At 71.7% G+C, this 6,136-nt stretch carries 6 protein-coding genes; 3 read left to right on the top strand and 3 right to left on the bottom strand.

All coding sequences use genetic code 11. From position 1 onward, the window contains the following. The coding region (locus tag TR46_RS34505; protein ID WP_042410214.1) for an ATP-binding protein at positions 1–230 on the bottom strand (230 nt) is incomplete at its 3' end. A 160-nt stretch (positions 231–390) separates the two neighbouring features. On the opposite strand from TR46_RS34505, the gene TR46_RS34500 reads away from it, so the two are divergent. Beyond that, on the top strand, positions 391–918 hold the full coding sequence (locus TR46_RS34500; RefSeq protein WP_042410202.1) for a DUF4240 domain-containing protein: 528 nt from the start codon (positions 391–393) through the stop codon (positions 916–918). A gap of 76 nt (positions 919–994) precedes the next feature. Here TR46_RS34500 and TR46_RS34495 read toward each other — a convergent pair whose 3' ends face one another. Further along, positions 995–3,769 carry an ATP-binding protein gene (locus TR46_RS34495; RefSeq protein WP_236655652.1) on the bottom strand — a complete coding sequence of 925 codons (2,775 nt, stop codon included), beginning with the start codon at positions 3,767–3,769 and terminating at the stop codon, positions 995–997. A gap of 233 nt (positions 3,770–4,002) precedes the next feature. Between TR46_RS34495 and TR46_RS34490 the strand changes: the two genes are divergently transcribed. Both TR46_RS34490 and TR46_RS34485 read left to right on the top strand, forming a co-directional pair. Next, positions 4,003–4,800 carry an alpha/beta hydrolase gene (locus tag TR46_RS34490; protein ID WP_042410195.1) on the top strand — a complete coding sequence of 266 codons (798 nt, stop codon included), beginning with the start codon at positions 4,003–4,005 and terminating at the stop codon, positions 4,798–4,800. Positions 4,801–4,842: 42 nt separating this feature from the next. Further along, complete coding sequence (locus TR46_RS34485; RefSeq protein WP_042410192.1) at positions 4,843–5,631, top strand: SDR family NAD(P)-dependent oxidoreductase; 789 nt, start codon at positions 4,843–4,845, stop codon at positions 5,629–5,631. Between the two features lie 107 nt (positions 5,632–5,738). On the opposite strand, the gene TR46_RS41790 is transcribed toward TR46_RS34485, so the two are convergent. Then, positions 5,739–6,038 carry a hypothetical protein gene (locus tag TR46_RS41790; RefSeq protein ID WP_152626854.1) on the bottom strand — a complete coding sequence of 100 codons (300 nt, stop codon included), beginning with the start codon at positions 6,036–6,038 and terminating at the stop codon, positions 5,739–5,741. Between the last annotated feature and the right edge of the window lie 98 nt (positions 6,039–6,136).

Here is a 6,136-nt window from a genome sequence, read left to right as displayed (position 1 = left end):
AGGCGCCGCTCCGACTCGGCCCCGGCGATGCTGACGATGCGCAGGTCGTCGCAGGACTCGGCGGCATGGTCCAGAAGACGGGTCTTGCCGATCCCGGGCTCGCCGACCAGCACGAGGGTGCCGCTCATTCCGTCGCGGACGGCGGCCAGCAGGGCGTCGAGCGACCGTCGTTCCTCATGGCGGCCCAGCAGCGGATGCCGGCGGTCGGTGCGGTCGGCGGGACTGGTCATCCGGCCCCTTCCTCGAGCCCGGGCCGCTTGTCGGGACGGCGTCCCCCCAGCAGACCACCCGCTGCGGCCGGGCACCCCAGGGGTGGGCCCTAGTGCCGCAGGGGGATCACGCTGAGCGGACCGGTCGGACTGTCCGACCCGGATGCCATGCTCTGCCGTCATGGATACCGACCAGTTCTGGACGCTCATCGAACAAGCCGGCCGCAGGGCTGCCGACCCCACCGATATGGACTCCTTCGCCGACGAGGCCGCCGCGCTACTGGCCGTCCAGGAGCCCGAGCAGATCCTCGACGCCCAGCAGATCCTGTGGGACCTGATGGCTGCCTCGTATCAGGCCCCGCTCTGGGCTGCGGCCTACCTCATCAACGGGGGATGCTCCGACGACGGCTTCGACTACTTCCGGGGCTGGCTCATCGCCCAAGGCCGCACGACCTTCGAACAGGTCATCGCAGATCCGGACTTTCTCGCCGAGCTGCCCGTCGTTCTCGCGGCGGTGGCCGAGGGCAGCGAACTGGAAGGAGAGGGAACCCTGGGAATCGCCTGGGACGCCTACCGGACGGCGACCGGCACGGAACTCCCGTCCGACGCCTTCACCATCGACTACCCCCCTCTCGATCCCGCCTGGATGTCCGACTTCGCAGACGACCGAAGGATCGCTGCCCGGCTTCCCCGAGTCGCAGCACTCTGACCGGACGGCGATCCCTCGACACCGGAAATCTCAGCAGCGCACCCAGGTCCTAGGCAACGCCCTTGGCCCTGGTGCGCTAACCCTCGCGTCGGCGGAGCGCGGCCGCGAGGTGGCGACGGGTGGAGATGCCGAGCTTGGCGTAGATGTGGGAGAGGTGGTACTCGATCGTCTTCTGGCTGACGTAGAGCTCGGCCGCGGCTTCCTGGTTGGTGCGTCCGCTCGCTATGACGTAGGCCACCGACAGTTCACGCTCCGTCAGGGCCAGCAGCTGGCTGGGGGCGTCGTCGGGCGCGGTGAGGCCGCTCGCGGCCAGGTCGGCGTCGCAGCGCTGGATGAACGGAGTGGCCCGCAGCGTGGTGTAGCGCCCGTGGGCGGTGTTCAGCCACTGTGCCGCGTCGCGCCGTGAGGCGCTGCCGGTGGCCAGCAGGAGCTTGCCGTAAGCGTGTTCGAGCATGGCGCGGTGGAGTGGAGCGTCGTCGGGGCCGGCATCCGCCTCGGCGAGGGCGGTGAGGGCCTGCTCGTAGACGGTCAGGGCGTCCTGCGGACGGTTCCGGGCCTCGGCGAGCAGGCCGGCGAGCCTGGCGATCACGATCCGCAGGTAGCCTGCGCCGTCGAAGGCCTGCTGCAGGTCGCCCAGCGCCGTCGTGGCGGCGTCCAGCTGCCGGGAACCCGTGAGCGCCTCGACGAGCAGCGACTGCTGCCACAGCCAGAAGGGCTTGTAGCGCAGGCGGAGTGCGCCCCGCCCGGGGGACGGGGCCTCTTCCAGCAGGGGGCCGAGTGCGCGCAGCATGGCCGGCCGGTCGGCCTGGGCCTGCGCCAGCGTGGCCTGCGCCAGGCAGCTGTAGACGATCTCGACGGGGGCGTTGAGGGCCTGTGTGAGCTCGGTGAGGCGGTCGACGTGGAGGCGGACGCTCTCCCACTCGCCCCGGCCGGCCCGGACGCAGACGGCCGCGAATCTGGCCGCCGCGTCTCCCAGCAACTGGTCCTGGCTGGCCGCGACGGCGAGCGCCCGGTCAGAGACGGACTCGCTCTCGTCCCACTCCCCGGCCAGGTACTGGGTCACCGACAGGAGGGAGACCGTGAGCGGGCCGAGTTTCGATCCGGCGCCCTGCCGGTCGCGCTGGGCCACGATCCGGAGGTCGGCCCGCGCCGCGGACAGCTCGCCGAGGAAGAGCCGCAGGACTCCTCGGGTCGCCAGGGTGTCCAGACTGTCGTTCCGCACCGCTGTGCTGTCCGACGGCAGGTGCGCCAGGTCCTGCAACGCTGCACGGGGGCCCCGGTCCCAGAGCCGGCCGGTGGCCAGGGCCGCGCGGGTGAAGTCCGTGGTGGCGGGGTCGAGGTCGCCGATGGCGAGGGTGCGCCGGGCTATCTCCACGGTCTCGGCGCCCCGACCGTTCCACAGGGTGATGTTGGTCAGGAAGGTTCCGGCCAGTACCGCCACCCAGTCGGCCTTCGGCAGCGCGAGAGCCTCCTGCCAGGCCTGGGTCAGATGCGCCTCGGCGGTCGCGAACTGACCCGCCATCATGTCCAGGACCCCCAGGACGCAGCTGCGCAGGGGGCTCGGCGAGCAGTCCTCGACCTGCTGCCGCAGTCTCGCCGACCAGGTGGGCAGAAAGGTGAGCAGCGACTGGGCGCAGGCGGTGAGCAGCCGCCGTTCGCGGTCCTCGCGGCTGTCGGACAGCGACGAGGCCCACAGCAGTCGGGTGGCGGCCAGGGCGTTGCGTCCGGTAGCGGCCTCGTCCATGGCGGACTGTTCGAGCTCGTCGGCGAGTCCGGGGTCGACGGAGGTGGCCGCGGCGACCCGGTGCGCCCAGCCCGCGGCCGTGCTCACCAGGGTTGCCGCGTCGGCGTGCAGGGTGCGGCGCCGTTGCGGCGTGAGTGCGGCGTAGACCGCGTCGCGCTGCAGGGCGTGCACCAGGGCGACCGGGCTGTGCTCCTCCATCGGCCACCATCGGGCGAGCCCGGCCGTGAGCGCGGAACCGAGCGCGCTCGCGGGGTCCGCGAGCCCGGCGAGGCGGCCGACCGTCGACAGCGGAACCCGCGCGTCGAGGACCGCCAGCGCCTCCAGCAGCTCGCGGGACTCCTGGGGGAGCCGGTCGAGTTGGGACCGGATGCCGATCCGGAGCGACCGGGGAACCGGCCAGCGCTCCAGCACCCCGCCCCGGAGTGCCTCGGTGGGAACCTCGGCCAGCACCGTTCGGACGTACAGCGGATGGCCTCGGGTGTAGTCGTACAGCCGCTCGGTCAGTCCCGGTGCCAGCCGGCCGTCGACCAGGCCCTGCGCAAGCTGCGCGACCTCGCCGTCGTCGAGTCCGGCCAGGTCGATCCTGGCCGCTCGGTCCGAGGACCTCAGCAGCCGGTCCAACGTCTCGGCGGAGCCTTCCGGATCCGGGCGGGTGACCAGGATCGTCAGGACCCGGTCCGCCCACAGGCGACGCAGGACGAAACCGAGCGCCTGGACGGACAGCCGGTCCGCCCACTGCACGTCGTCCACCACCAGGGCGACCGGGCGCCCGGACTCTTGGAGCGCTCCCAGCAGGAGCAGCAACTGCCCGCCCACCGCGTGCGGAGTGGCGCCCGCGGCTGGCGCCCCCGCCGAGGGGAACCGTTCCGACAGCTCGGCGTCTACACGTGCTGTCAGCTGCCCGACCACGCCACCGGGGAAGTCGGCCTCCGAAGGGTCGCCGGTGGCCCACAGGACGGTGAAGTCGTCCAGCGACGCCGCGAACCGGCGTACCAGGGCGCTCTTGCCGATGCCGGCCTCACCCTGGACCACCACCAGCCAGGAGTCCCCGGCCCTCACCTTGGCCGCGCACTGCCGAAGGCGATCGGACTCCCGGATTCGGCCCACGAACAGTTCGTCCGAAGCCCCGTGCCTCTGGTTACCGGCACTCATGCGCCAACCCCCCAATGGTTCCGCCGTACATGCGCCTTTGAGGGGCCGGTTCGGCCACAGCTTACCCAGGTGCTGGGGTGGCGCCACGGTCGTTCCGCGAAGACTGTGGTGTTTCCCTGATTCGAACGACACGGCGCCGGTGGTTGCCTGGTGCCGCAGGAGGACCTACTCGCCTTGAGGGGCAAGCCATGACGTCACCCACACCCGTCCTGTTCATCCACGGCCTCTGGCTGCACGCCACGTCCTGGCAGCCCTGGATCGACCTGTTCGGGCAGGAGGGGTATGCCCCGTCCGCGCCGGGGTGGCCGGGGGACCCGGACACCGTCCAGGACGCCCGTGACAACCCGGAGAGCATCGCGGACCACGGCATCGACGACGTGGTGGCGCACTACGCGGCGATCATCGGCGGGCTCGACACCGCGCCGATCCTGATCGGGCACTCCTTCGGCGGTATGATCGCGCAGAAGCTGCTCGGCCAGGACCTGGCGGCCGCCGCCGTCGCGATCGACGCCGCGCAGATCAAGGGAGTCCTGCCGCTGCCGCTGTCGGCGCTGCGGGCCACGCTGCCGGTGTTCAGGAATCCGGCGAACAAGCACCGCGCGGTGTCCCTGACGGCCGAGCAGTTCCGCTTCGCGTTCGGCAACGCCATCCCCGAGGCGGAGTCGGACGAGCTGTACGAACGCTGGACCATCCCGGCACCGGGCAAGCCGCTGTTCGAGGCCGCCGCGGCCAACTTCAACCCGCACTCCCCGGCGAAGGTCGACACCGGCAATGCCCGGCGCGGCCCGCTGCTGCTGATGACCGGCGGCAAGGACCACACCGTGCCCGAGGCGGTGACCCGTGCGACGCTCAAGCAGTACCGGCACTCCGACGCGGTCACCGACATCACCGAGTTCGCCGACAAGGGTCATTCGCTGACCATCGACGGCGGCTGGCGCGAGGTGGCCGACACCGCACTGAACTGGCTGCGCCAGCAGTCCTTGTAGCCAGTCCTCGTAGCGCTTCCGTACCCCCCGAAGGGATCTGCCATGGACCTCGGCCTGACCGACAAGGTCGCCATCGTCACCGGCGCGGGCCGAGGCATCGGCCTTGCCGTGGCCGACGCGCTCATCCGCGAGGGCGCGACCGTCGTCGCGGGCTCCCGGGAGAGCTCCGCCGAACTCAAGGCGCTGGCCGGCGACGGCCGCCTGCTGGCCGTCGAGGTGGACCTGAGCGAACCGGAGGGGCCGCGCAGCCTGGTCGAGGCGGCCGTCTCCGCGTACGGCGGGATCGACGTCCTGGTCAACAATGTCGGGGCGGTCCGCCCGAGGGTCGGCGGTCTGCTGACGGTGACCGACGACGACTGGGAGGCGACGCTGACGATCAACTTCCTGGCGGCGGTCCGTGCCACCCGGGCAGTGCTTCCGCACCTGGTGGAGCGCGGGGCCGGAAGCATCGTCACGGTCAGCTCCGTCAACGCCTTCCTGCCGGACCCGCTGGTGGTCGACTACGGCGCCGCCAAGGCCGCGCTGTCCAACTTCTGCAAAGCGGTGTCCAAGGAGTTCGGGCCGCAGGGCGTCCGCGTCAACACGGTCAGCCCCGGACCTGTCGCCACCGGTCTGTGGCTGGGCGACGACGGGGTCGCCGCGACCGTCGCCCGGGCAGGCGGGGGCAGTGCCGCGTCCGTGGCCGAGCAGGCCGCAGGCGGCGCCGCGACCGGCCGTTTCACCCGTCCGGAGGAAGTTGCCGACCTGGTGGCGTTCTTGGCCGGCGGCGGGGCCGGAAACATCACCGGATCCGACTTCGTCATCGACGGGGGGCTTGTCAGCACCTTGTAGCGGGACGAGACGCTCGGGGCCGGCCCCGGCGGCGCAGGATCGCGCCCCTCTCCCTGTGCAGGGCGTCCTCCCTGTGCAGGGCGGCGTCGCAACTCCGCGACGATCCGCTACGTGCCGGGGTCGCCCGGGGCGAGGAGGCGGGCGACCTCTCGGACGTCATGGGGGTCGAAGGCGCCGCGCAACGCTCGGGCCGCGATCGCGGGGTGATCGCCGCGGACGCTCCTTGCGAGACGGTCGGCCGGCGTCTCTTCGACTTCGACGCTGAGGCTGACCAGTTGCGAGTTGTGACTCGGATCTCTGACGGTCTCGTCTCCGTGGGCTCCGGCCAGCGTGGCATCGCGGATGAAACCGGCGACGTCCCCCATGGTCAGTCTCCCGTTCGCCGGCGCGTAATGCTCGATCGTCACCTTTCGGACGGCCATGGGTTCTTGGCGGTCTCGATCCGGATCCGGATCCGCGGACCGCCCAGCCCCCTCGGCCCGGGGAGACGGGGCGGAAGCCGGGA

It is taken from the genome of Streptacidiphilus carbonis (assembly GCF_000787775.1).
In the GTDB taxonomy this organism is placed as follows: Bacteria; Actinomycetota; Actinomycetes; order Streptomycetales; family Streptomycetaceae; genus Streptacidiphilus; species Streptacidiphilus carbonis.
Note: the sequence above shows the minus strand (reverse complement) of the source record. Positions and strands in the feature narration are given on the sequence as shown.